Consider the following 20,865-nt stretch of genomic DNA (forward strand, 5'->3'; position numbering starts at 1 on the left):
GCACGGGCCGCCCGGCGGCGCCGGCCGGCGCGCCACACTCGTTGCGCGCACAACCATATCACCTTTGCCCGCGCACCGGAAACGCGGGTTTAGCCGGAGCGCTTCCGTCCCCTAAAGCTGGTCGTCGACCGGCAGCAGCATGAAGACGCCGGTCATCAGGTTGCGCAGCAGCCCCGCGTGCGGATCGACGTGATAGACGGCGGGCTTGCCGTCGTCCGTGCCCGTCCATTCGAGTTCGGGCGTGCCGCCGCCCGCCGGCGTCACGAGGCTCACGCGGTAGCTTTCGTCCGGCTGCGCCGCGCGCGCGAAGATCTGCGCGACCTGCTCGGCGAGCGCCGGGCTATGAATCACCAGCGCCAGTTCGGTGTTCAGGTGCGCGGAACGCGGATCGAGGTTCATCGAGCCGATCACGAGGATCTTCCGGTCGATCACGTACGCCTTCGCGTGCAGGCTCGCGCGCGAACGCGACCCGAACAGGCGCGGACGCTGGCGACCCGGCTGCGCCTTGAACTCGTACAACTCGACGCCGTGCTGCAGCAGCGGCACGCGGTACGGCCCGTAGCCGGCCTGCACGGCGACCGCGTCGGTCGCGGCGAGCGAATTGGTCAGGATCGCGACGCGCACGCCGCGCGCGGTCGTGTCGCCGAGGATCTTCACGCCCGCGTCGTGCGGCACGAAATACGGCGAGAACGCGAGGAATTCCCGCTGCGCGCCGCGCGTCAGCTCGACGAGGCGCTGCATCGGCGGGCTCACGTACGCGTCGGTCGGCTGCGCGACCTTGTCGGGCGCGTCGACCTTGAACTCCGCCGGCGCCCACACGAGCCCGAGCTCGTCGCGCGCGATCTGCTGCGCGAGCGGCGTCGCGTTCAGCGGCTTCGCGTTGTACGGATCGGCATTCTTGCGCCAGTGCTCGCGCAGCTCGTCGCGCATCGCGTCGAGCTCCTTCGGATCGAACGACTGATGATTCAGCACGCGCAGCGGATAGCTGCTCGCGCTCGACCAGTAGGTGTCGAAGCTCGCCGAGACGTCGTTCGTCACGGGGCCCGCAGCGAGCACGTCGAGATCGCGGAACTGCAGCGTCGGGCTCGCGCTGAAGTATTCGTCGCCGAGGTTGCGGCCGCCGACGATCGCGATCTGGTTGTCCGCGATCATCGCCTTGTTGTGCATCCGGCGCGTGAAGCTGTCGATGCGCGTGAAGAAGTTGGCCGTGCGCTCGACCATCCCCTGCGATGCGCCGAACGGGTTGAACACGCGGATCTCGATGTTCGGGTGCGTGTTCAGCGCGGCCATCACGCGATCGATGTCGCGGAAATTCAGGTCGTCGACCAGCATCCGCACGCGCACGCCGCGATCGGCCGCGTAGAGCGCTGCGGCGAGCAGCAGCTTGCCGGTCGTGTCCTCGGTCGCGATGTAGTACTGCATGTCGAGCGTCTTCGTCGCGGCGCGCGCGAGCGCGATGCGCATCTGCAACGCCTGCGCGCCGTCGGCCAGCAGCCGGAAACCCGACTGGCCCGGATGCGCGACCTCGGGCGCGGCCAGCGCATCGCGCAACGGCGTCGCGGTATCGGGCGGCAACGCATGGGAGACCGGGCGATCGAGCGTGGTGGCGGGCGGATGCGTCGCGCACGCGGCGACGAGCGACAGGAGTAGGCCGGCGGCCAGCGCGCGGGCCGGGCGGCATGCGGCGCGCCACGACAGCGCGGCCGGTGCGCGCCGGATCAGGGACGTGAACACGAAGACTTCCTCGACTGGCGGAACACAGGGCCCGCATGCGCCGCGGCGCGCGGCTGGCGCGCGGTTCCGGCCGATTCTAGTAGGCGCCCGATGAACCGGTCAATCGCGCGGGCGGCACCGACGTCCTCGAACCGCGGGCGTGCGCGCGCGTGCCGGGCATCGAGGCCCGCCGCACCGAAGGTGCCCGCCGGGCGGGCCTCGCACCGAAGTAGTCCGACCAATCTCAGGCCTCGTCGCCGCTGCGCTCGAAATGGCTGCGCACGTAGTCGATATGGGTCTGCATCGCGGTGCGCGCCTCCTCGGGCCGTTGCGCGCAGATCGCGTCGCACACGACGCGGTGCTGCAGCAGCAGGAGTTCGGACGCGTGCTCGTCGTGCGTCGTCATGCCCGCCACGTTGATCGAGATGTGCTCGCGCAGCATCCCGATCACGCTCGTATGCAGGTGCAGGAACATCGTGTTGTGCGACGCGAGCGCGATTGCCTCGTGCAGCTTCGCGTCGGTCGCGGCTTCGACGGCCGCCGCGCCGTTCGCGTGCGCGGTTTCGAGCTCGCGCAGCAGCGCACGGATCCGGCGCCGGTCGTGCGCGTCGGCGCGCAGCGCGGCGAAATACGCGGTCGCGCCTTCGAGCACGCGCCGAAACTCGAGGATGTCGTCGCGCAGCGCGGGGTGATCGGCGACCAGCTGCCCCCACGGCGACGCGATGCCGGCGCGCAACTGGTCCGTCACGTAGACGCCCGCGCCGCGCCGGCTCTGCAGCAGCCCGCGCGCGACGAGCCGCTGGGTCGCCTCGCGCACCGTATTACGCGCAACCCCGTACTGCTGCGCGAGCACGCGCTCGGCCGGCAGGCGTGCGCCGGCCGGCCACGTGCCGTCGAGCAGTGCCGTCTCGATCTTGCGCATCACCCCTTCGGTCCGGCCCCGTGCCGTCATCGCTGCCATCGTCGCGTCTCCCCGCTCAATGCGTGCCGCGCCGATTGGCCCAACCAATTTGAGCCGCAGCGCCGTCGCGGGAATTATGCAGCGAAATCGTCGTCCCGCATCCGCATGCCGGGCCGTCGCCACTGGAGCGAGACATGAACGAAAGGCAATACCCCGCCGCCGCCCCCGCGCACGTCTATCTGTTCGCGACCTGCCTGGTCGACCTGTTCGTCCCCGAAGCCGGGCTCGACGCGGTCCGACTGCTGGAACGCGAAGGCCTGACCGTCCACTATCCGCGCGGCCAGAGCTGCTGCGGGCAGCCGGCCTACAGCAGCGGCAATCCCGACGAAGCGCGCCGGGTCGCAGCCGCGCAGCTCGACCTGTTCGCGCAAGCGTGGCCCGTGATCGTGCCCTCCGGCTCGTGCGCGGGGATGATCCGCCACCATTGGCCGGCGCTGTTCGCCGACGATCCCGTGTACGGCCCGCGAGCCCGCGCAATCGCGGAGCGGACCTATGAACTCGCCGAATTCCTCGTCCACGTGCTCGACGTGCGGCTCGACGCGGCGACGGCCGGCGCCGGGCCCGACGAACGCGTCGTGCTGCACACGTCGTGCGCGGCGCGGCGCGAGATGGGCACGCGCGGGCACGGCGTCGCGCTCGTCGACGCACTGCCGGGCGTGACGCGCGTCGAACACGAACGCGAATCCGAATGCTGCGGCTTCGGCGGCACGTTCTCGCTGAAACATCCCGACATCTCCGGCGCGATGGTGCGCGACAAAGTCGCGTCGGCCTGCGCGACGGGCTGCGACCGGCTCGTGTCCGCCGACTGCGGCTGCCTGCTGAACATCGGCCACGCGGCGGCCAAGGCCGGCGCGGCGCTGCCGGTCGAGCACCTCGCCAGCTTCCTGTGGCGGCGCACGGCAAGCGCCGCGTCGCTGCGCGGAGACCAGCGATGAGCGCGCGCGACGCGATCCTCGCGCGGCTGCGCGCCGCCGCGCCGGGCGTCGCCGCCACGTCCGGCCGCGCGCTCGACGCACGCATCGACACGCATTACGACACGCGCCGCTCGCAGGCCGGGACCGCACACGATCCGCACACGCTCGCCCACACGATGCAGGCCGCGCTCACCGCGTCGCACGCGGACGTCTGGTGCGCGACCGGCGACGCATGGCCCGCGCAACTCGCCGCGCGGCTCGCCGAAGCCGGCGTGCGCCGGCTGCTGCTCGACCCGGCCCGCGCCGAATCCGCGGCACTCGCCCGCGCGCTGCCCGACACGGTCGCGCCCGTGCCGTTCGACCGGCCGATCGACGCGTGGAAGGCCGAGCTGTTCGACACGATCGACGCGGGCTTCACCGTCGCGCGTTCGGGCATCGCGGCCACCGGCACCGTCGTGCTCGCCCCCGATGCCGGCACGCCGCGCACGGTGTCGCTGGTGCCGCCGCTGCATGTCGCGCTCGTCCATGCGAGCACGCTGCATCCCGACCTGCACGCGGCCGTCCACGCGGAGCGCTGGCACGCCGGCATGCCGACCAACCTGGTGCTGGTGTCGGGCCCGTCGAAAACGTCCGACATCCAGCAGACGCTCGCCTATGGCGCACACGGCCCGCGCCGCCTGTGGGTCGTGATCGTCACCGATTCCGCCGCCCCGCCGGCTGCAACCGCCCGCGAGGACCTCCCGCAATGAGCGACCACACGCTGCAATTCGTCGCCCCCGGCGACTTCAAGGCCCGCGCACGCGCCGCGCTCGACGATCCCGCATTGCGCCGGAGCTTTCGCGGCGCAATGGACTTCCTGCAGGGCAAGCGCGCGACGCAGTTCCCCGACGACGCCGAGCTGCAGCAGCTGCGCGACCTCGGCGAAGCGGTGCGGCAACACGCGCTCGCGCAGTTGCCCGCGCTGCTCGAACGGCTGGAGACGAAGCTCACCGAAGCCGGCGTGCACGTGCACTGGGCCGAGACGGCCGCCGACGCGAACGCGATCGTGCTCGGCATCGCGCAGGCGAAGAAGGCGCGCCGCGTGATCAAGGGCAAGTCGATGGCGAGCGAGGAAATCGAGCTGAACCATTACCTCGCGGAGCACGGCGTCGACTGCATCGAATCCGACATGGGCGAATTCATCGTGCAGCTCGCGGGCGAGAAGCCGTCGCATATCGTGATGCCGGCGATCCACAAGACACGCGGCGACATCGCCGAACTGTTCGAGGCCCACATCCCCGGCACGCGCTACACGGAAGACGTCGACGAGCTGATCCAGACCGGCCGGCGCGCCCTGCGGCGCGCGTTCGCCGAGGCGGACATCGGCCTGTCCGGCGTGAACTTCGCGGCGGCCGACACGGGCACGCTGTGGCTGGTCGAGAACGAAGGCAACGGCCGCCTGTCGACGACTGTGCCCGACACGCACGTCGCGATCATGGGGATCGAGAAGGTCGTCGAGAAACTCGAGCACATCGTGCCCTTGTCGAGCCTGCTCACGCGCTCGGCCACCGGCCAGGCGATCACGACCTACTTCAACCTGATCTCGGGCCCGCGCCGCGACGGCGAACGCGACGGCCCGCGCGAGCTGCATCTCGTGCTGCTCGACAACGGCCGCACGCAGGCCTATGCGGACGAACAGCTGCGCGCGACGCTGCAGTGCATCCGCTGCGGCGCGTGCATGAACCACTGCCCCGTCTACACGCGCATCGGCGGCCACGCGTACGGCACGACCTACCCGGGCCCGATCGGCAAGATCATCTCGCCGCACCTGCTCGGCCTCGACGCGACGGCCGACCTGCCGACCGCGTCGACGCTGTGCGGCGCATGCGGCGAGGTGTGCCCGGTGCGGATCCCGATCCCGCAACTGCTCGTGCGGCTGCGTACCGAGGCGAACCGCAAGCCCGGCGAACCCGTCGCGCATCCGCTGCGCGGCCAGGGCGCGAACTACACCCGCACGGAAGACCTCGTGTGGCGCTTCTGGTCGGGCGCGTTCGCGCATCCGCGCGCGTACCGCGCGTTCCGCTGGACCGCGACGCGCCTGCGTGCGCTGACACCCGCGAAACAGATGGGCTGGACGCAGCACCGCACGCCGCTCGAACCGGCACCGCGCAGCCTGTCCGACCTGCTGCGCGCACGCGGCCAGCCCGAGTAGCCCCCGCTTTACCCACCCATACCCATAGATAGACAGACACAGATGGAGGAGACACCCATGCAGGTTTGGCACCAGATCTATACGCCGCTCGGCAGCCTCGGGCTGTCGGCGTTCGTCGCCGCAATCCCGATCATTTTCTTTTTCGTCGCACTGGCCGCGCTGCGGCTCAAGGGCCACGTCGCCGCGGCGATCACGCTGCTGCTGTCGCTCGGCGTCGCGATCCTCGCTTACGGGATGCCCGTGCCGCAGGCGCTCGCGGCGGCCGGCTTCGGCTTCGCATACGGCCTGTGGCCGATCGCGTGGATCATCGTCGCGGCCGTGTTCCTGTACAAGATCGTCGTGAAGACCGGCCAGTTCGACATCATCCGCGCGTCCGTGCTGTCGATCACCGACGACCAGCGCCTGCAGATGCTGCTGATCGGCTTCTCGTTCGGCGCGTTCCTCGAAGGCGCGGCCGGCTTCGGCGCGCCCGTCGCGATCACGGCCGCACTGCTCGTCGGGCTCGGCTTCAAACCGCTGCACGCGGCAGGACTGTGTCTGATTGCAAACACCGCGCCGGTCGCGTTCGGCGCGATGGGGATCCCGATCATCGTCGCCGGACAGGTGACGGGCATCGACCCGTTCCATATCGGCGCGATGGCCGGCCGCCAGTTGCCGCTGCTGTCGCTCGCGGTGCCGTTCTGGCTCGTGTTCATGATGGACGGGCTGCGCGGCGTGCGGCAGACGTGGCCGGCCGCGCTCGTCGCGGGGGGCAGCTTCGCGGTGACGCAATACTTCACGTCGAACCACATCGGGCCCGAGCTGCCGGATATCACGTCGTCGCTCGTCAGCCTCGTCGCGCTCGCCGCGTTCCTGAAGGTCTGGCAGCCGCGCACCGCGAAGCAGGCGGCCGGCAGCGTCGTTGCGTCGGGCGGCGGCGCAGCGCTCGCGGGCTTCGGCGGCGCGGGCTCGCGCAACGGCTTCGGCGCGGGCGCCAGCCGGCAGGCATCGCCGTACACGCTCGCGCAGACCGTGCGCGCATGGTCGCCGTTCCTGATCCTGACGGCCGTCGTCACCGTGTGGAGCATCGCGCCGTTCAAGGCGCTGTTCGCCGCCCACGGCGCGCTCGCGTCGACCGTGCTGAAATTCCACGTGGCGGGGCTCGACCAGCTCGTCGTGAAGACCGCACCGATCGCCGCGACGCCGAAGGCACTCGACGCCGTGCTGAAGATCGATCTCGTGTCGGCGGTAGGCAGCGCGATCCTCGTGACCGCGCTGATCTCGATGGTGCTGCTGCGGATGAAGCCGCGCGACGCGCTCGTCACGTTCGGCGAGACGCTGAAGGAACTGACCCGCCCGATCCTGTCGATCGGCCTCGTGCTCGCATTCGCGTTCGTCGCGAACTATTCGGGGATGTCGTCGACGCTCGCGCTGATGCTCGCCGCGACCGGCGCCGCGTTCCCGTTCTTCTCGCCGTTCCTCGGCTGGCTCGGGGTGTTCCTGACGGGCTCGGACACGTCGTCGAATGCGCTGTTCTGCTCGCTGCAGCAGGCCACGGCCCATCAGCTCGGCGTACCCGAGACGCTCGCGGTGGCCGCGAACACGACGGGCGGCGTGACCGCGAAAATGATCTCGCCGCAGTCGATCGCGGTGGCATGCGCGGCAACGGGCCTCGTCGGCAAGGAGTCGGTGCTGTTCCGCTTCACCGCGCGCCACAGCCTGCTGTTCGCGGTGATCGTCGGCCTGATCACGCTCGTGCAGGCGTACGTGTTGCCGGGGATGGTGCCGTAAGCAAGCGGCCGGCCGTTTTCCGGTTCCCCGAAAAACAAAAAACCCACGCCGCGAAGCGTGGGGTTCCGTTCATCCAGGGCGCCGGACGGAGCCGGCGCATCGGGCGGCGATCAGCTGCCCTTCGCGATGCGATCCTGGATGTGCTGCGCCCGGCTCGACGACGACGGGTGCGAGCTCATCATCGAGCTCTTGCCGCCATCGAGCTGCGCGAGTTTCTGGAATGCGGTGACGAGGCCCTTCTGGTTCATGTTCTTCTGCTTCATCAGGTCGAACGAGTAGTCGTCGGCCGCGCTTTCCTGCGTCTGCGAGAACTGCGCGTTGATGAACTTCTCGGTGATGTCGCCGAGCTGCGAGCTCGTCAGCGCCGCCACGCCCGGCGATGCCGCGCCGGCTGCGGTGCGCGCCGCGCTGACCGCGTAGGCCGTCTGCATCGCCTTCTTCGAGTGACCCAGCGCGACGTGGCCCATTTCATGGCCGATCACGCCGCGCAGCTCGTCGTCGTTCATCATGTCCATCAGGCCGCTGTACACGCGCACGCAGCCGTTGCCCATCGCCCACGCGTTGACGTCCTTGGTCATGTAGACCTTGTAGTTGATCTTCTGGCCGTTCAGCGTCATGTCGCCGAAGCCCTTCATCACTTTCGTCAGACGCTTCGAGTACGCGCTGTTCGCCGGCGCGACCTTCGATTCCGCATCGCTCGACTTGCACGAATCGTTCGACAGCGCGGCGATGTCGGCATCCGACAACGTCGCTGCCTTGTACAGGCTCGTCCCCGCCGACGTCAGGCTGTTCGCGTCAAGGCTCTGTACCCCGCCGCACGCGCTCAACAGAAACGCCACGCCACACGCTGCCACCGCTTTCTTGAGTTGCATCCCGGATCCCTCGATAGTTTTATTTGGGAGCGGCGATTTTGCATAATCCGGCAGAAAATTACCAGATGTTTACATCGGATGACACGTTCATTACTCGGCAAACTGGAACGAAGCGGTGCGCCGGCGCGGGATTGATGACAAAAAGCGGGGCAATCGCCGCGACCGGGCGACGATCGGCATGAAAATCGGGCGTGCTCAGGCCGTCTGATCGTGGCGTCGCGCCAACCGCCGCGCGACCAGCATCGGCAGCCGCGCCACGAAGCCGGTGAAAAGGCGCAGGTGCATCCACGCGAGCAGCGCATTGTCGCGGCCGTAGTGGAAGTGCGAGACGCCGCCCTCGTGACGGCCGAAATAGCGCACCGGCGCGTCGATGCGGATCGGACGCACGCCGGCCCAGCACAGCCGCACGGCCGCCTCGGGATCGAAGTCGAAGCCGCGCATCCACGGCTGGCGGCGCATGATCGCGGCCAGCGGCGCGACCGGATACACGCGAAACCCGTACAGCGAATCGCCGATTCCGGCCCACAGCGTCTCGAGGTCGGCCCACGCGTTCGACAGCCGGCGCCCCTGCACGCGCAACTGCGGCGCGCTCGCGTCGAACTTCGGCACGCCCAGCACCATCGCGTCGGGTGCGGCCTGCGACGCGGCCATGAACGCGGGAATCAGGTCGGCCGGATGCTGGCCGTCCGAATCCATCGTCAATACATGCGTGAAGCCGCTCGCGGCTGCCGCGTCGAGCCCGGCGAGCACCGCGGCGCCCTTGCCGCGGTTCTCGGGCAGCACGATCACGCGCAACCCCGGGTCGCGTTCGGCCATGGCCTGCAGCCGTTCGGCGCTGCCGTCGGTGCTGCCGTCGACGACGACCCACACCGGATTCCACTGCGCTCGCGCATTGCGCACGGTCGTGTCGACCTTGGTGCCCGGGTTGTAGCTCGGAATCAGGACGAGATGGGTGGACGAGGCGTGCTGCTTGGACATGGAAACGGCCGATTGCGAAGACGGGGATCCTGACAAAAGTTTATGACTTGCCGGCGAACGCAGGCAGGCTTCGTCGGCGCCGCCCGAATGCGGAGCCGGTTGCCGGATCGTGAGGCTCTCGCGCTTCATGACAGCCACGCCTCCTCATGACCCGCGCTGGCCTCGATCTCGACCAGCAGGTCGTCGCGGCACACGTCCGCATGGACGACGAGCGGCCGCACGCCGGGGCCGGCCGCGTCGCGCAGCACCTGCCCGATCGCGGCCAGCGCTGCGGCATCGCCGGCGTCGCGCACGTAGACGCGATAGCTCAGGTCGGCGAGCGTGAACGGGCCGTGCCCCTGGCGCGCGGCCTGCTCGAGCACGGCCGCGAGGTTCGCGACCGTCTCGCGCGTTTGCGCGACGACGTCGCCGAGATGCACGGTGCGATGCCCGACGATGCTCGCGGTGCCCGACACGAACAGCACCGGTGCGGCATCGCCCGCCGGCCATGCGGCTGCGCGCGCGAACGTCGGTGCCCGCGGGCCGTACTGCGCCGGATAGTGATACGCGCTGACCTGGCGCGGGTTCTCAATCGGATCGGCCGGCGTGCGGCTCGCGAGGAAATGGATCGCGAGCGGCGCGGCCGGCGATGCATCGCCCGCGACCGGCACGACCGAACCGAGCGCGCACGCGGCCGGCACGCCGCCCGTCAGCGCGCGGCGGCACGCGTCGAACGAATGCTGGCGGCCGATATTGAACTGACGATAGCGCTCGATCCCGAACTGCACCGCATTGATCGCCGGCACCGTATTCCAGATGCGCAGCGGATGCGGCATGCCGAGCGAATCGAGCACGTCGAACAGCGTGCGGTACGCATCGTGCGTCGCGCGTTCGAGCGGCGTGCCGCCGTCGCGATGCGCGTCGGGCGTGTCGCGCTCGTGCACGACGATGCTGCCGAACACGAGACCCGCCGCTTCGCTGTAGCGATAGTGCAGCGCGCCGTGTCGTTCGCTGCGCAGGTCACGCGCATGGCATTGCCAGATTTCGCAGACGGCGTCGTCCGGCGCGATGCCCGCGCCGAGCAGCGCCATCGGCACCGGCGCGACCGGCAGGTCGGGCACGACGTCGGCCAGCATCCGCGCCGCCGCGTCCGCGTGCGATCCGGTCCGGGATGTGCGCTGCAGGTCGCTCGCGCCGATGCACACCGCGCCCAGTGCGCCGGGCAACACGTGGTCGAATCCGTCGTCACGGCTGCGTGCATCGTGCAGCAACGCGGCGAGCCGGGCATCGCTCATCCGGACGAGCCGCAGCGCGCGGCCCTCGTCGTGCGCGAGCGGCACGCCCGGTCGCAATGCGGCCGGCCCGGCCGCCGCCTGCCCGCGCGCGAGCGGCGCAGCGGAGGACGACAGGGAACACGGGCGCCGTTCGGCGTCGACTGGATGCACGGACACTTCGATTTCCTCACTATGCGGCGCTGGTCGCGCAACCTCGCGGCATGCGCTGCGTTGCGTTATGCCGCGTTGCGTTTCGTCACGCCGACGCCGCGCCCTTCGTCATGCGAGCCCGCCGTTGACGGACAGCACCTGTCCCGTCACATAGGCCGCGGCATCGGACACCAGGTACGCGACCATCGCCGCGACTTCGTCGGGCCGGCCCGCGCGCTGCGCGGGCACGAGCTGCTTGATGCGTTCGGCGGGAAACGCCTGTTCGGCCATCGGCGATTCGATGATGCCGGGCGCGACCGCGTTCACGGTGATGCCGCGCGACGCGAGCTCCAGCGACAGCGACTTCGTCGCGCCGATCAGCCCCGCCTTCGCGGCCGCGTAGTTGACCTGCCCGCGATTGCCGGTCACGCCGGCCACCGACGCGATGTTGACGATCCGTCCGCACCGCGTGCGGATCATCGGCAGCAACAGCGGCTGCGTGACGTTGAAGAAGCCGTTGAGCGTCACGTCGATCACGCTGTGCCACTGCCGGCGCGACATGCCGGCCATCGGCGCATCGTCGTGAATGCCTGCGTTGTTGACGAGGATCTGCACCGGCGCATCGTCGGCCAGCGGCGCCAGCGCGGCGAGCGTCGCATCGGCGTCGGTCACGTCGAACGCGATCGCACGCGCGGTGCCGCCGGCCGCGACGATCTGCTGCGCGACCGCCTCCGCCTGCGCCAGATGGCGGTTCGCATGCACCCATACTTCATGGCCGGCCTGCGCGAGCGCCGTGCAGATCGCCTGCCCGAGTGCGCCGCTGCCGCCCGTCACGAGCGCCCGCATCGAATTGCTCCGTTCATCGCGTTCCACCTCGATCGACGCGGTCGCGTATCGTCTGCCGATCGCGGCCGCGTGCCGTCATCATCTGCGCGCCGCGCCCGTGCGCGACGCCGTCACTTCGTGCGGTGCGCGGCGACGTACGCAGCCAGTGCACCGAGCGTCGCGAAGATCTTCTGGTTGTCCGGATTGTCCGAACGCAGCTCGAAGCCGTATTTCTTCGAGATCAGCAGCGCGATTTCCAGGATGTCGATGGAGTCGAGCCCGAAACCCTCGCCGTACAGCGGGGTGTCGGCCGTCACTGTTTCGAGCGGGACGTCTTCGAGATTCAGTTCGCCGATGATCAGCGTGGCGAGCTCTTGTTCCAGTGCGTTCATCATGCGTGCGGGCAGGCGGCCCGTGGCAGCGGAAGGCGCCCGGAAACGGCAATCGCCATGCACGCCCGGCGCGTGCGTATCTCCGTCCCTCCGGCGTCTGCCGGCTTCCCCGCCTGCGTTTTTTGGGGATCGTTTGTAAAAGTTACGCGGATTCTAGACGAACGGGTATCGGGCCGTATACCGCCAATGGTTACAGACTGGCGAGCCGGCGCCGCGCCCCGTTGCGGGCCCCGGATGCAGCAGATGCTTGAGCCGCTTTGGATGGAAATGGACCGACCCCGCGAAACCGTTCGTCCGGCGCCATACAATCGGTTACAAAACCCGTTCGCGCCCGCTCCGAACACGCGGTGCCGCGGCCCTAAAATGAGCGTGCCCGACCACCGGCCCGGACCCGTCCCGGCCGCCTTTCATATGATGTTTGACGGCCCGACCCTCGCGTCCGGCCACGATCCGCCCGATGTCGCCAGTCATGCCGCGCCCGTCCTTCCGCTCCGTTCCGGTTCGCCCGTCCGTCCGCCGCCGCCCGGCCGCCGGTGACGGGTATTCGCGCCGCGCGCACGGAGGCCGTCGATGAGCCGGCTGCTGCCTGTCGCACGCGGCATCGCCGCGGTCGGCGCCGTCGCGGCATACCAGGCCGGTGCGCACTACGCGGCCGCGACGCCCGGCGCGCACGGCCTCGGCCTCGCGATGGCGCTCGTGCCGCCGCTGCTGCTCGGGCTGGGCGCGGCGCTGCGCTCGCCGCATCGCATCGGGTTCGTGTCCGCATGGCTGCTTGCCGCCGCCGCGCTGTGGGCCGCGCGCGTGCCGCTCGCGCGGCACTTCGAATGGGGCCTGTACCTGGAACACGCGAGTTTCAACCTCGCGATGGCGCTGCTGTTCGGCCGCACGCTCGCGGCCGGCAAGGTGCCGCTGTGCACGCATTTCGCGACGATGATCCATGGCGCGATCACGCCGGCCGTCGCGCACTACACGCGGCAGATCACACTCGCGTGGACGCTGTTCTTCGTCGCGATCGCCGCCGTGTCGACGCTGCTGTTCGCGACCGCGCCGATCGTCACGTGGTCGACGTTCGCGAACTACCTGTCGCTGCCGCTCGTCGCCGTGATGTTCGCGGCCGAGCACGCGTGCCGACGCTTCGCCCTGCCGCACGAACCGCGGCCGCGCATGGTCGACGCGGTGCGCGCGTATCGCGCGACGACACACGCGTCGCAGGCATCACGATGAATTCACGGCCGGCGCGGCGCCGCAACGCGGCCGCGCCGGCCTTCGCTCCTGTTTCGACCGATTTATGCCGACTCACCCGCTGGTTTTCCATTCGTCGCCCGACCAGACGATCGCCTGGCGCGACGGCGCGCCCGTCACCGTGCGCACGTTCGTCGCCGACGTCGCGCGCGTGGCCGCCGCGCTGCCCGCCGGCGCGCACGTGTTCAACGTGTGCCGCGACCGCTACCGCTTCGCGGTCAGCCTGTGCGCCGCGCTCGTTGCCGGCAAGGTCAGCCTGCTGCCGTCGACGCATACACCGGAAATGGTCCGCCAGCTCGCGTCGTTCGCACCTGACGCGTTCTGCCTGCACGACGCGCCCGACTGCACGATCGACCTGCCGCGCTTCGCGTATCCCGATGCCGCCCCCTGCGCGCTCGCGGACGACGCGCCGTTCGCGGTGCCGCAGATCGATGCGGCGCGGATCATGGCCTACGTGTTCACGTCCGGCTCGACCGGCGCGCCGGTGCCGCACCGCAAGACCTGGGGCTTCCTGGTCGGCTGCGTGCGCGCGGCGGCCGACCGCCTCGGGCTGCTCGACGGCCGCGCGGCCACGCTGATCGGCACGGTGCCCGCGCAGCACATGTACGGCTTCGAGTCGACGGTGCTGCTCGCGCTGATCGGCGGCCTCGCGTTCAGCAACCGCCAGCCGTTCTACCCGGTCGACATTCGCGACGAACTCGACGCGATCCCTCAGCCGCGCGTGCTCGTCACGTCGCCGATCCACCTGCGTGCGCTGCTGGCGGCCGGCCATGCGCTGCCGCGCGCGGCGCTCGTGCTGTCGGCCACCGCGCCGCTGTCGGAAAAGCTCGCGTGCGAAGCAGAGGCCGCGCTCGACGCGCCGCTCGTCGAGATCTACGGCAGCACCGAGACCGGCCAGATCGCCACCCGCCGTACGTCGCAGGGCGCGGCATGGGAACTGTTCCCGGACATCCGTCTCGACGCGCGCGCCGAACCGGACGACGACGACAGCGGCCCGACCGTGTGGGTGTCGGGCGGACATGTGGAGGCCCCCGTACCGATGGGCGATGCACTCGAACTGCTCGGCGACGGCCGGTTCCTGCTGCACGGCCGCAAGGCCGACCTCGTCAACATCGCCGGCAAGCGCACGTCGCTCGCGTACCTGAACCATCAGCTCAACGCGATTCCGCAGGTGCTCGACGGCGTATTCTTCATGCCCGACGAAGCCGCGGCGGCACACGACGACACCCGCCTCGAGCCGGTCACGCGCCTCGTCGCGCTCGTCGTCGCGCCGACGCTCACCGCAGCCGGCCTGCAGCGCGCGCTGCGCGAACGGATCGATCCCGCGTTCATGCCGCGCCCGCTCGTGTTCGTCGATACGCTGCCGCGCAACGAAACCGGCAAGCTGCCGCGCGACGTGCTCGCCGCACTCGTTGCGCAACATGCGCGCCCCGTGCCCGTGCCCGTGCCCGATCCGGCCGGCACGCCCGCACTCGGGTTCACGATCCCCGCCGATCACCCGGCACTGCCCGGCCACTTCCCCGGCCATCCGGTCGTGCCGGGCGTCGTGCTGCTCGATCACGCGATCCATGCGCTCGGCACCGCGCTGAACCGCCCGCTGCACGCGTGGCGGCTCGGGTCCGCGAAATTCCTGAGCCCGGTCGCGCCCGGCGAGCCGCTCGATCTCGCGTACGACGCCGCGGCCAGCGGTGCGATCCGCTTCACGCTGCGCGCCGGGGCGCGCGACGTCGCGAGCGGCGTGCTGTCCGCGCCGCCGGCCGAGCAGGATGGTGCGCAGCCATGAAGCGCACCGCGTGGGCCGAACGCCAGGAGCGCAGCAATGCGGGCTTGCTGCGCGCGATGACGTGGATCTCGCTGCGCTTCGGCCGGCCGCGCGCGCGCGTCGTGCTGCACCTGATCGCGACGTACTTCGTGCTGTTTTCGCCGGTCGCGTGCGCGGCATCGCGCGACTACCTTCGCCGCGTGCTCGGCCGCCCCGCGCGCTGGCGCGACGTGTACCGGCACGTGTTCACGTTCGCGGCGACGATCCACGACCGCATCTACCTGATGAACGGGCGCTTCGACCTGTTCGACATCCGGCTGCACGGCGAAACGCTGGTAGACGAAGCGCTCGCGGGCGGACGCGGCGCGTTCCTGATGGGCGCGCATCTCGGCAGCTTCGAGGTCGTGCGCGCGATCGGCCGCACGCACCCGGACCTGCGCGTCGTCGTGACGATGTACGAGAAGAACGCGCGCAAGATCAACGCAACGCTCGCCGCGGTGAATCCCGCCGCGCAGCCGGAAGTGATTCCGCTCGGGCAAGTCGACTCGATGCTGAAGGTGCGCGAGCGCCTCGACGCGAACTGCATGGTCGGCATGCTCGCCGACCGCACGCTGCTCGACGACGCGGCCGCGTCGCTGCGGCGGCTGCCGCTGCTCGGCGCGCCGGCCGCGTTCCCGCTCGGGCCGCTCTACATGGCCGCGATGCTGCGGCGCCCGGTGATCTTCATGACGGGCCTCTATCGCGACGGCAACCGCTACGACGTGCACTTCGAGACGCTCGCCGACTTCTCCGACGTGCGGCGCGATGCGCGCGCGGCGGCCGTCGACGCGGCACTCGCGCGCTACGTCGCGCTGCTCGACAGGTACTGTCGCTCGGCACCGTACAACTGGTTCAACTATTTCGACTTCTGGCACGGCGGCGATGCCGCGACCGCGGCCGCGCGCGGCGACGCCGCGTGCGCCGGTGCCGGCCTGTCCGCCACAAGGGATTCCGACGCATGACCGCCGTTCGCCGCCTGCCCACGCTCACGCCCGCCCTGCGTCGCGCCGTCCGCACGCTGGCCGCCGCCATCGCCGCAAGCACCGCCGCGATCGCGCTGGCCGCCGCGCCCGCGCGGGGGGCCGACGCGGCGCCCGCGTGGACCCTCGACCGGCTGATGTCGACGCTCGCGCAGCACAAGTCGGGGCGTGCGACGTTCACCGAGACGAAGTACCTGTCGATCGCGACGCTGCCGGTCGAATCGTCCGGCGAACTCGTGTTCGTCGCGCCCGACCATCTCGAGAAGCACACGCTGAGCCCAAAGCCCGAACACCTCGTCGTCGACGGCGACATGCTCACCGTCGAGCGCAACAACCGCAAGTACACGCTCGCGCTCGCACGCTATCCGGAACTCGGCGCGTTCATCGACAGCATCCGCGCGACGCTCGCCGGCAACCGCTTCGCGCTCGAGCAGGTCTACCAGGTCGCACTCGCCGGGCGCGGCGACGACTGGACGCTGACGCTTACGCCGCTCGACTCGCGGATGCTGAAGGTCGTCAGCACGATCACGCTCGACGGCACGCGCGACCTGTTGCGCAGCGTCGCGATCCGGCAGGCCGACGGCGACCGTTCGGTGATGCGCCTGCAACCCGCTCCGGCGAACCCGAACTGATGGACGAACGCACCCGGCCCCCGTCTTCGCCGGTCGCCCGCCGCCTGCACGCGCTGCGGCAGCGCGCGGTGCTCGTCTGGCTGCTCGCGCTCGTCGCGTGCGGCGTCGCGATCGGGCGCGCGCACTTCACGGCCGACCTGTCCGCGTTCCTGCCGAGTTCGCCGAGCGCCGGGCAGCGCGTGCTCGTCGACCAGTTGCGCGACGGCATCGTGTCGCGGCTGATCCTCGTCGCGATCGACGGCGGCGATGCGGCCACGCGTGCCGCGCTGTCGCGGCGCGTGGCCGGCACGCTGCGCGCCGACCCGCAGTTCGCGGCCGTGCACAACGGCGAAGCCTCGAACGACGCGCGCGACCGGCAGTTCATCTTCGATCACCGCTACCTGCTGAGCCCGGCCGTCACGCCGCAGCGCTTCAGCGCCGACGGCCTGCATCAGGCGCTCGGCGACAGCCTCGACCTGCTGAGCTCGTCGGCCGGCCTCGTGGCCAAGGCGATGCTGCCGCGCGACCCGACCGGCGAAGTCGCCGCGCTCGTCGACCAGCTCGACGGCGCGGCGCAACCGGCGAGCCGCGACGGCGTGTGGGTGTCGCGCGACGGCACCCGCGCGGTACTCGTCGTGCAGACGGCCGCCGCCGGTTCCGATACCGATGCCCAGGCCCGTGCGATCGACGCGGTGCGCCGCGCGTTCGCCGCCGCAAAGCAGGCCGTGCCGAACGCCGCCGCCACGCTCGCGATGACGGGCCCCGGCGTGTTCTCGGTCGACACGCGCGACACGATCCGGCACGACGTCGAACGGCTGTCGACGGCGAGCGTCGTGCTGATCGTCGCGTTGCTGCTGACGCTGTACCGTTCGCCGCGCACGCTCGCGCTCGGCTTGCTGCCGGTGCTGACGGGCGTCGCGGCGGGAATCGCGGCGGTCAGCGTCGCGTTCGGCACGGTCCACGGGTTGACGCTCGGTTTCGGTACGACGCTGATCGGCGAAGCCGTCGACTATTCGATCTACCTGTTCGTGCAATCGGCGCAGGCCGGCACACGCGGCGCGTCGCGCCCGGCCGACGCGACACGCGCGTGGGTCGCCGCGTACTGGCCGACGATCCGGCTCGGCGTGCTGACGTCCGTGTGCGGTTTCGCGTCGATGCTGTTCTCCGGGTTCCCCGGCCTCGTGCAGCTCGGGCTGTATTCGATCGTCGGGCTGACGGCCGCCGCGCTCGTCACGCGCTTCGTGCTGCCGCACCTGCGCGGCGAGCATGTCGCGATCCGCGACGTGTCGCGCATCGGCGCCGTGCTCGCGCGCGCGGCCGACGCCGCGCCGCGGCTGCGCTGGCCGCTCGCCGTGCTGGTGATCGCCGCGGGCGCGACGCTCGTGCTGCACCGCGACGGCCTGTGGAGCCGCGAACTCGCCGCGCTGAGCCCCGTGCCCGCGCAAGCGCAGGCACTCGACGCACGGCTGCGCGCCGATGTCGGCGCGCCCGACGTGCGCTACCTCGTCGTGATTGCCGCGCCGACCGAACAGGCCGCGCTCGAACGCGCGGAACGGGTCGCCGCGCAGTTGCAGCCGCTCGTCGACCGGGGCGCGCTCGCGGGTTTCGAAACCCCCGCGCGCTTCCTGCCGAGCGACGCCGCGCAGCGCGCGCGCCTCGCGAGCCTGCCGGATGCCGATGTGCTCGCCGCGCGGATGCGCGACGCCGTCGCGAACCAGCCGATCGCGGTCAGGCCCGACCTGTTCGCACCGTTCATCGCCGACGTCGAAGCTGCGCGCCACGCACGGCTGCTGACGCGCGCGGACCTGCGCGGCACGTCGATGGCACTCGCCGTCGATGCGCTGCTGACCGAACGCGACGGCCGCTGGAGCGCGATGCTGCCGCTGCGCGCGCCGGACGCCGCCCGCATCGCGCAACCGGCATCGAGCCTCGATGCGATACCGATCCGCGCGGCCGTCGCGCGCGCGGGCGTGCCCGATGCGCTGTTCGTCGACATGAAGGCCGAAGCCGATCGCCTGTACGTGAGCTACGTGCACGAGGACATCCGGCTGTCGCTCGCGGGTTTCGCCGCGATCGCCGTGCTGCTGCTGATCGCCCTGCGCTCGCCGCGCCGCGTCGTGCGCGCCCTCGCCCCGCTCGTCGCGGCCGTGCTGGTCGTGACGGCCGGCTTCGCGCTCGCCGGCGTGCCGCTGACGATCCTGCACCTCGTCGGAATGCTGCTGATCGTCGCGGTCGGCTCGAACTACGCGCTGTTCTTCTGCAAGCGCGACGATGCGCAGCCCGTCACGCCCCACACGCTCGTGTCGCTGCTGATCGCGAATCTCGCGACGGTCGCCGGCTTCGGGCTGCTGGCACTGTCGCGCGTGCCGCTGCTCGAGACCTTCGGGCTGACCGTCGGCCCGGGTGCGATGCTCGCGCTCGCGTTCGCGGCGATCCTCGCGCCGCGCGCGGCCGCAGCCGGCCATCGCCATCAAGGAAGCCGCGCATGAATGCACCGTCGTCCGTTCCGCACCGACAGCCCGGCGATGCGCGCCGCTGGCAGCCCACGCCGCTGATCGCGGGCACCGCCGCGCTGCACGCGGGCGCGGCAGCCGCCGTCGTCGCGCAGCCGGCCGTGTGGCCGTGGGCCGTCGGCGGCGTGGTCGCGTCGCATCTCGCGCTGACCGCCGCCGGCCTGTGGCCACGCAGCGCACTGCTCGGGCCGAACTGGACGCGCCTGCCGCCCGGCGCCGGCCGCCGCATCGCACTGACGATCGACGACGGCCCGGACCCCGACGTCACGCCGCGCGTGCTCGACCTGCTCGACCGTTACGACGCGCGCGCGACGTTCTTCTGCATCGGCGATCTCGCGCGCCGCCATCCTCGCTGGATCGAGGCGATCGTCGCGCGCGGCCACGCGATCGAGAACCACAGCCAGCGGCACCGGCATACGTTCTCGCTGTCGGGGCCCGCCGCACTGCGGCGCGAGATCGCGGCCGCGCAACGGACGCTGACCGAGATCGCCGGTACGCGCCCGCTGTTCTTCCGCGCGCCGGCCGGCCTGCGCAATCCGTTCCTCGAACCGGTGCTGTGCGAGCTCGGCCTGCAACTGGCGAGCTGGACGCGGCGCGGTTTCGACACGCGCGCGCACGATGCCGCGACCGTCACGCGCCGCCTGCTGCACGGTCTCGCGCCACGCGACATCCTGCTCGTGCACGACGGCCACGCGGCGCGCGACGCGCGCGGCGAACCGGTCGTGCTCGACGTGCTGCAGGCGGTGCTGCGCGCGGCCGCCGACGCGCAACTGCACTGGGTCACGCTGCGCGCGGCGCTCGTGCCCGAACCGCCGGCCGGGCCGCGCGAGCCGGCCGGTTCGGCCCCCCCGTTTGATAAAATCTGACCTCGAGCGGCGCGCCTGCCAGCCCTGCTGCGGCGCCCGTTCCGGCCACCGGATGCGACCCTCGTGAAACCACTCCTGCTCTCGCACTTCACCGCCACCAGCGGCATCGGCCGCGGCCTCGACGCGACCCTCGATGCACTGCGCCACGCGCGCGGCGGGCTCACGCCCTGCGACTTCGAGCGTGCGGATCTCGACACGTGGATCGGCGCGGTGGACGGCGTCGACGCGCAGCCCGTGCGCGCCGACCTCGCCGACTTCGAGTGCCGCAACAACCGCCTCGCGCAGCTCGGCCTCATGCAGGACGGCTTCGACGCACGCGTCGCGGCGGCCGTCGCGCGCCATGGCGCGGCGCGCGTCGGCGTGTTCGTCGGCACGAGCACGGCCGGCATCCTCGAGACCGAACACGCATACCAGCGCCGCGACCCGGCGAGCGGCGCACTGCCCGCCGACTTCCGCTACGCGCACACGCACAACCCGTATTCGCCGGCCGCGTTCGTGCGCGCGTTTTTCGCGCTGCGCGGGCCGGCGATGGCGATCTCGTCCGCCTGCTCGTCCGGCGCGAAAGTGTTCGGCTCCGCGCGCCGCATGATCGAGGCGGGATTGATCGATGCGGCCGTCGTCGGCGGCGTCGATTCGCTTTGCCTGACGACGCTGTACGGCTTCAATTCGCTCGAACTGCTGTCGCGCCGGCCGTGCCGTCCGTTCGACGTCGCGCGCGACGGCATCTCGATCGGCGAGGCCGCCGCGTTCGCGCTCGTCGAACGCGTGCCCGACCCGCCCGCCCCGCTCGACCCCGATGCGATCCTGCTGCTCGGCATCGGCGAATCGAGCGA

General features: G+C 71.0%; 18 protein-coding genes. 11 read left to right on the plus strand and 7 right to left on the minus strand.

The features are described 5' to 3' along the window. Positions 1-111 precede the first annotated feature (111 nt). Together FOZ70_RS32195 and FOZ70_RS32200 are read right to left on the minus strand one after the other, a co-directional pair. The gene (locus tag FOZ70_RS32195) at positions 112-1,734 is read right to left on the minus strand and encodes a phospholipase D family protein (protein ID WP_219707551.1); all 1,623 of its coding nucleotides are present in this window, start codon (positions 1,732-1,734) and stop codon (positions 112-114) included. A 223-nt stretch (positions 1,735-1,957) separates the two neighbouring features. Then, positions 1,958-2,674 (minus strand): FadR/GntR family transcriptional regulator, encoded by a 717-nt coding sequence (locus FOZ70_RS32200; RefSeq protein ID WP_027789137.1) that lies wholly within the window; start codon positions 2,672-2,674, stop codon positions 1,958-1,960. 134 nt (positions 2,675-2,808) lie between these two features. Between FOZ70_RS32200 and FOZ70_RS32205 the strand changes: the two genes are divergently transcribed. The 4 genes from FOZ70_RS32205 to FOZ70_RS32220 are packed head-to-tail and all read left to right on the plus strand — an operon-like array spanning position 2,809 to position 7,549. Next, entirely contained in the window at positions 2,809-3,609 is an 801-nt protein-coding gene (locus tag FOZ70_RS32205) for a (Fe-S)-binding protein (RefSeq protein ID WP_060157838.1), read from the plus strand. Continuing rightward, positions 3,606-4,337, plus strand: a complete 732-nt coding sequence (locus tag FOZ70_RS32210) for a lactate utilization protein C (protein WP_219707552.1) — start codon at positions 3,606-3,608, stop codon at positions 4,335-4,337. Before FOZ70_RS32205 ends, FOZ70_RS32210 begins: the two co-directional genes overlap by 4 nt. Continuing rightward, the gene (locus FOZ70_RS32215) at positions 4,334-5,779 is read left to right on the plus strand and encodes a LutB/LldF family L-lactate oxidation iron-sulfur protein (RefSeq protein ID WP_219707553.1); all 1,446 of its coding nucleotides are present in this window, start codon (positions 4,334-4,336) and stop codon (positions 5,777-5,779) included. Before FOZ70_RS32210 ends, FOZ70_RS32215 begins: the two co-directional genes overlap by 4 nt. Positions 5,780-5,836: 57 nt before the next feature. Further along, positions 5,837-7,549, plus strand: a complete 1,713-nt coding sequence (locus FOZ70_RS32220) for a lactate permease LctP family transporter (protein WP_219707554.1) — start codon at positions 5,837-5,839, stop codon at positions 7,547-7,549. Between the two features lie 110 nt (positions 7,550-7,659). Here FOZ70_RS32220 and FOZ70_RS32225 read toward each other — a convergent pair whose 3' ends face one another. The 5 genes from FOZ70_RS32225 to FOZ70_RS32245 all read right to left on the minus strand — a co-directional run bounded on the left by FOZ70_RS32225 (position 7,660) and on the right by FOZ70_RS32245 (position 12,019). After that, the gene (locus FOZ70_RS32225; RefSeq protein WP_021160648.1) at positions 7,660-8,421 is read right to left on the minus strand and encodes a M48 family metalloprotease; all 762 of its coding nucleotides are present in this window, start codon (positions 8,419-8,421) and stop codon (positions 7,660-7,662) included. A 195-nt stretch (positions 8,422-8,616) separates the two neighbouring features. After that, entirely contained in the window at positions 8,617-9,399 is a 783-nt protein-coding gene (locus FOZ70_RS32230) for a glycosyltransferase family 2 protein (protein ID WP_042975723.1), read from the minus strand. Positions 9,400-9,524: 125 nt separating this feature from the next. Next, complete coding sequence (locus tag FOZ70_RS32235) at positions 9,525-10,829, minus strand: endoribonuclease L-PSP (protein ID WP_219707555.1); 1,305 nt, start codon at positions 10,827-10,829, stop codon at positions 9,525-9,527. A 102-nt stretch (positions 10,830-10,931) separates the two neighbouring features. Further along, positions 10,932-11,648: a 3-oxoacyl-ACP reductase FabG gene (gene fabG, locus FOZ70_RS32240; RefSeq protein WP_219707556.1), complete on the minus strand. Its 717-nt coding sequence runs from the start codon at positions 11,646-11,648 to the stop codon at positions 10,932-10,934. A 110-nt stretch (positions 11,649-11,758) separates the two neighbouring features. Beyond that, positions 11,759-12,019, minus strand: coding sequence for a phosphopantetheine-binding protein (locus FOZ70_RS32245; RefSeq protein ID WP_042975727.1), 261 nt, complete (start codon positions 12,017-12,019; stop codon positions 11,759-11,761). A gap of 570 nt (positions 12,020-12,589) precedes the next feature. Between FOZ70_RS32245 and FOZ70_RS32250 the strand changes: the two genes are divergently transcribed. The 7 genes from FOZ70_RS32250 to FOZ70_RS32280 form a co-directional block, all read left to right on the plus strand. Beyond that, positions 12,590-13,243, plus strand: coding sequence for a hypothetical protein (locus tag FOZ70_RS32250; protein ID WP_060331989.1), 654 nt, complete (start codon positions 12,590-12,592; stop codon positions 13,241-13,243). A gap of 64 nt (positions 13,244-13,307) precedes the next feature. Next, complete coding sequence (locus tag FOZ70_RS32255; protein WP_219707557.1) at positions 13,308-15,044, plus strand: acyl-CoA synthetase family protein; 1,737 nt, start codon at positions 13,308-13,310, stop codon at positions 15,042-15,044. Beyond that, positions 15,041-16,024, plus strand: a complete 984-nt coding sequence (locus FOZ70_RS32260; protein ID WP_059552887.1) for an acyl-CoA synthetase — start codon at positions 15,041-15,043, stop codon at positions 16,022-16,024. The genes FOZ70_RS32255 and FOZ70_RS32260 overlap by 4 nt, the downstream gene beginning before the upstream one ends. Beyond that, on the plus strand, positions 16,021-16,674 hold the full coding sequence (locus FOZ70_RS32265) for an outer membrane lipoprotein carrier protein LolA (RefSeq protein ID WP_219707558.1): 654 nt from the start codon (positions 16,021-16,023) through the stop codon (positions 16,672-16,674). Before FOZ70_RS32260 ends, FOZ70_RS32265 begins: the two co-directional genes overlap by 4 nt. Next, positions 16,674-19,142: an MMPL family transporter gene (locus FOZ70_RS32270; RefSeq protein WP_219707559.1), complete on the plus strand. Its 2,469-nt coding sequence runs from the start codon at positions 16,674-16,676 to the stop codon at positions 19,140-19,142. Before FOZ70_RS32265 ends, FOZ70_RS32270 begins: the two co-directional genes overlap by 1 nt. Then, positions 19,139-20,032 carry a polysaccharide deacetylase family protein gene (locus FOZ70_RS32275; RefSeq protein ID WP_219707560.1) on the plus strand — a complete coding sequence of 298 codons (894 nt, stop codon included), beginning with the start codon at positions 19,139-19,141 and terminating at the stop codon, positions 20,030-20,032. The genes FOZ70_RS32270 and FOZ70_RS32275 overlap by 4 nt, the downstream gene beginning before the upstream one ends. Before the next feature lie 63 nt (positions 20,033-20,095). Then, the coding region (locus FOZ70_RS32280) for a beta-ketoacyl synthase N-terminal-like domain-containing protein (protein ID WP_346656424.1) at positions 20,096-20,865 on the plus strand (770 nt) is incomplete at its 3' end.

The organism is Burkholderia sp. COPS (assembly GCF_019425585.1).
In the GTDB taxonomy this organism is placed as follows: Bacteria; Pseudomonadota; Gammaproteobacteria; order Burkholderiales; family Burkholderiaceae; genus Burkholderia; species Burkholderia cepacia.